Source organism: Streptomyces sp. NPDC059037 (assembly GCF_042740015.1).
Taxonomy (GTDB): domain Bacteria; phylum Actinomycetota; class Actinomycetes; order Streptomycetales; family Streptomycetaceae; genus Streptomyces.
The window spans coordinates 1-3,436 of the sequence record NZ_JBHYIG010000198.1 but is presented as its reverse complement, the minus strand read 5'-3'; the positions used below and the strand labels follow the sequence as shown (position 1 = coordinate 3,436).

General features: G+C 72.0%; 3 protein-coding genes. All 3 read left to right on the top strand.

Translation table 11 applies throughout. From position 1 onward, the window contains the following. Positions 1-101 precede the first annotated feature (101 nt). The 3 genes from ACFWY6_RS31610 to ACFWY6_RS31600 are packed head-to-tail and all read left to right on the top strand — an operon-like array spanning position 102 to position 3,413. On the top strand, positions 102-968 hold the full coding sequence (locus ACFWY6_RS31610) for a hypothetical protein (protein ID WP_384697601.1): 867 nt from the start codon (positions 102-104) through the stop codon (positions 966-968). 23 nt (positions 969-991) lie between these two features. Next, positions 992-2,062 carry a hypothetical protein gene (locus tag ACFWY6_RS31605; protein ID WP_384697598.1) on the top strand — a complete coding sequence of 357 codons (1,071 nt, stop codon included), beginning with the start codon at positions 992-994 and terminating at the stop codon, positions 2,060-2,062. Continuing rightward, a complete protein-coding gene (locus ACFWY6_RS31600) occupies positions 2,046-3,413 on the top strand; it encodes a hypothetical protein (RefSeq protein ID WP_384697595.1) in 1,368 nt (455 codons plus the stop codon). Before ACFWY6_RS31605 ends, ACFWY6_RS31600 begins: the two co-directional genes overlap by 17 nt. Positions 3,414-3,436: the final 23 nt, after the last annotated feature.

Here is a 3,436-nt window from a genome sequence, read left to right as displayed (position 1 = left end):
CCCGACGAAGCAGGCCCCGGGGGGCCGCGCCCCCCACCCCCGCCCCCCCGCCCGCGGGGGCGCGCCCCGCCTGGGGGGGGCGTGCCGCGGCGGCCACACTGATGTCACCGGACATCGTCGCCGAACTCGTGGACCGGGCGGGGACGGGGGAACGCGCCCTGGTCAGCACGGCGTTGCTGGTCCGCAAGACCGTGCGCGTGGTGGCCGCCGTCGTCGGACGGTTCCGGCGGCGCACCGACCACGGGCTCTACCCGACGGTCGTCGAGGAGATACTCCGCGAGTTCTACCTGGCCGGCGTGGGCGCGGCGATCTGGGACGCGATGAAACGGCAGACCGCCGACACCTTCGCCGCCAGTGACGAGGCCCGCGCCGGACGGTACTTCCTCGACCGGTTCGCCGAACTGCTCGCCACCGGCACCCGGCCCCAGGTGACCGTCGTCGGCCACAGCGCGGGCGCCGTGTTCATCGGCAACCTCCTCGACGACATCGCCCGCAGGCGCGCCGCCGCGGACGACCCCCTGCCGCCCGACTTCCGCTTCCGTGACGTGGTGCTCCTCGCGCCCGCCTGCACGGTGTCGCAGTTCGCACCCGTCGTACGCCGCCAGGCCGAACTCTTCGACCGGTTCCGGATGTTCACGATGACGGACGAGGCGGAGCGGGCCGACCACCTGGTGCCGTTCCTGTACCCGAGGTCGCTGCTCTACTTCATCTCCGGCGTCCTGGAACGCGGGCAGGACGAGAAATCCGCCGTCATTCCGGTCGCCGGCATGCAGCACTGGTACCTCGACGCGGCGGCCGTGGACCGCGACTCGGCCGACCTGCGCGGCTTCCTGAGCGCCAACCCCGCGCGAACCGTGTGGTCACCGGGCGACGGCGGCCGCGGACGGCGGTCGGGCGCCATCAGCCACACCGCGTTCGACGACGACCCAGACGTGCTCGCGAGCATGGCCGACATGCTCGCCGACTGACGCCACCGACGGGGGAGATACGCATGAACGATCTGCACTACGCAGTGGTCGTCGGCATCAACCGATACCCGGCCATCGGCGACCTACAGGGGGCACGGGGCGACGCCTGCCGGTTCCACGACTGGCTCGTCGACCCCGGGGGAGGCGCCGTGCCCGCGGCCAATGTCCACCTGGTCACCGCGACCGAGGAGGACGAGCGCACCGACGACTTCCTGAGCGCCGTGCCGACCAGGGACTACGTCGACCGGGCGCTCTACCGCTCGCACACGGCCGTGGGGAAGGCCGTCAGGGCCAGGCCGGAGGAGGAGCAGTCCGACGCGTGGCGGGCGACCAGACTGTACGTCTTCCTGGCGGGGCACGGGTTCTCGCCGTCCAACAACAGCGACGCGGCGCTGCTCATGGCCAACGCCGCGCGGGACTACATGGGCAGCCACATCGCCGTACGCCAGTACCTGAACTGGTACGAGTCGGCGTCGCCGTTCCACGAGGTGGTCTTCCTCGCCGACTGCTGCCGCACCCGCTTCGGCGGTGTGGAAGCCTTCGCCCCGCCCTTCACCGGAAACACCGAGGCGCCCGACGACGTCGACTACTTCGTCGGTTTCGCGACATCGCTCGGCGACCCCGCCTACGAGGAGCAGATCGCCGACCGCGACGGGGCAAGGGGGCACTTCACGACCGCGGTCCTCGAAGGGCTGCGCGGCGCGAGCGCCACCCCGGCGGGCACGGTCACCTCCGACGGCCTCGCCAACTACGTCACGACATCGGTGCGGGCAAGGACCGGGGACGCGCTGGTGCCGCAGCAGGCCAGGTTCATCACGGGCGCGAGTGCCCCGATGGTCTTCACGCGAGGTGTGGAGGACCCGTCGGCCCCGGTGACGCTGCGCTTCCCCGAAGGCTTCCGCGGCTGGGTGCAGCTGCGGGGCGGCGCCCCCGGCGAACCACCGATCAGGCTGCACGTCGACGCGGCGGAAAGCGTCGAGAAGCTCAAGCCCGGGATGTACCGCGCCATGCCGGAGAGCGTGAACGCGGTGGACTTCCGGGACGGCGGATTCTTCGAGGTAATGACAGGCGGTGGCAATGGTGTCCAGCTCTGAGGACCGGCGGCACGCACGAGAAGAGGCCGCGGCCGGGGTGCCGTTCGTCGTCATCCCGGACACCCCGTCGGTCCTGGTCACCGTCACGGACTCCGCGTTCCGCGAGGTGGCGCACGCGATGGGGACCATCGACACGACGCTGCCGCCCGGCATCTACCGCATCGAGCAGCGCTTCGGCGGCGAGGTCGAGAGCCGGTTCGTCGAGGTCGGCACCGAGCCGTTCACCGAACGGCTCGCGCTGCCCCGCATGCCCACGCCCACTCCGGTCGAGGGCACCCCGACGACCCGCGAGGACCATCGCGCGGCGGCGCAGCGCTGGAGCACGCACGTGACCCACGGCGCGGGCACGCCCACCCTGATGGTGCTGATCCGCAATCTGCGCCGGGGCTGGCAGCTCGACCCGTACGCCCTGGAGGTGGCCGGCGACGACGGCACACCCGTGGACGGCGGAGCCGGCGGCTGGGAGCCGTCAGGAGGCGAGGAATGGTCGGCCTGGAGCGGTGAACTGCCGCCGGGCGGCTACCGGTTGCGGATGCGCAGGGCGCCCGCCGACGGGCTGCCGCTCGCCCAGGCGCTGCACGTGCTCGAAGGGTGGACCACCCTGGTGTTCGTGAGCAACGGGCCGCAGGGCCCGCAGCCCCAGTTCGCCTCGATCCAGATGGTGCGCCAGGGCGCGGGATGGGAGTCCAAGGACCGCACGCTCGGCCTCGCCCTGGAAGCCGCGCTCTCCGGACTGCGGCAGGGCATCGACCTGGTGTCGACCCGGCAGCTCGTCGAACTGCTCGACGCCAAGACCCTCAACCCGTTCATGGGGATCATCGGCGCGCACGCCCTGCTGCTGCACCCGGTGCCCGATCTGGAGCGGATCGGCACCCTGGTGGGCAACCTCGTGCACGAGGCCCCGCACCATCCGGACATCGCCGCGCTCTCCACACGGATCGGCGAACCGGTGGCGCCCGTCGTGTCGCCGCCCATGCTCGCCGCGTCCTGCCGCCTCCTGGTCAAGGCGGACTCGGTCGACCCGGGGGTCCTCCAGGACGGTTCGGTGGCGGAGAACGTGGCGGAACACCTCGTCGGGCGCGGTGTGTGGACGACATGGGTGGAGCAGGAGCGGGTGCCGATCGGCGCGGGGGCTCGGGATGCCTTCCACATCCCCGCGCAGCGGTCCAGGGAGACCGATCCGGTCGACCGGGTCCAGCGCTACGTCATGGACATCGCGAGCCTGGAGGACAAGACCGTCGACGACGTGCTGAGCAGCCTGGAGCCGAAGGACCTCTGCCGCAGGACCGGGCTGCCCCACAAGGCGGTCGACAAGGCGATCGAGCAACTCAGGCACCCGGAGGGGGAGTGAGCCGCGGACGCCGTCCGGTGTCG

What these genes read in the sequence shown, in the direction of transcription:
- ACFWY6_RS31610 (WP_384697601.1), top strand. Translation starts at nt 102, where the DNA reads ATGTCACCGGACATCGTCGCCGAACTCGTGGACCGGGCGGGGACGGGG.
- ACFWY6_RS31605 (WP_384697598.1), top strand. Translation starts at nt 992, where the DNA reads ATGAACGATCTGCACTACGCAGTGGTCGTCGGCATCAACCGATACCCG.
- ACFWY6_RS31600 (WP_384697595.1), top strand. Translation starts at nt 2,046, where the DNA reads ATGGTGTCCAGCTCTGAGGACCGGCGGCACGCACGAGAAGAGGCCGCG.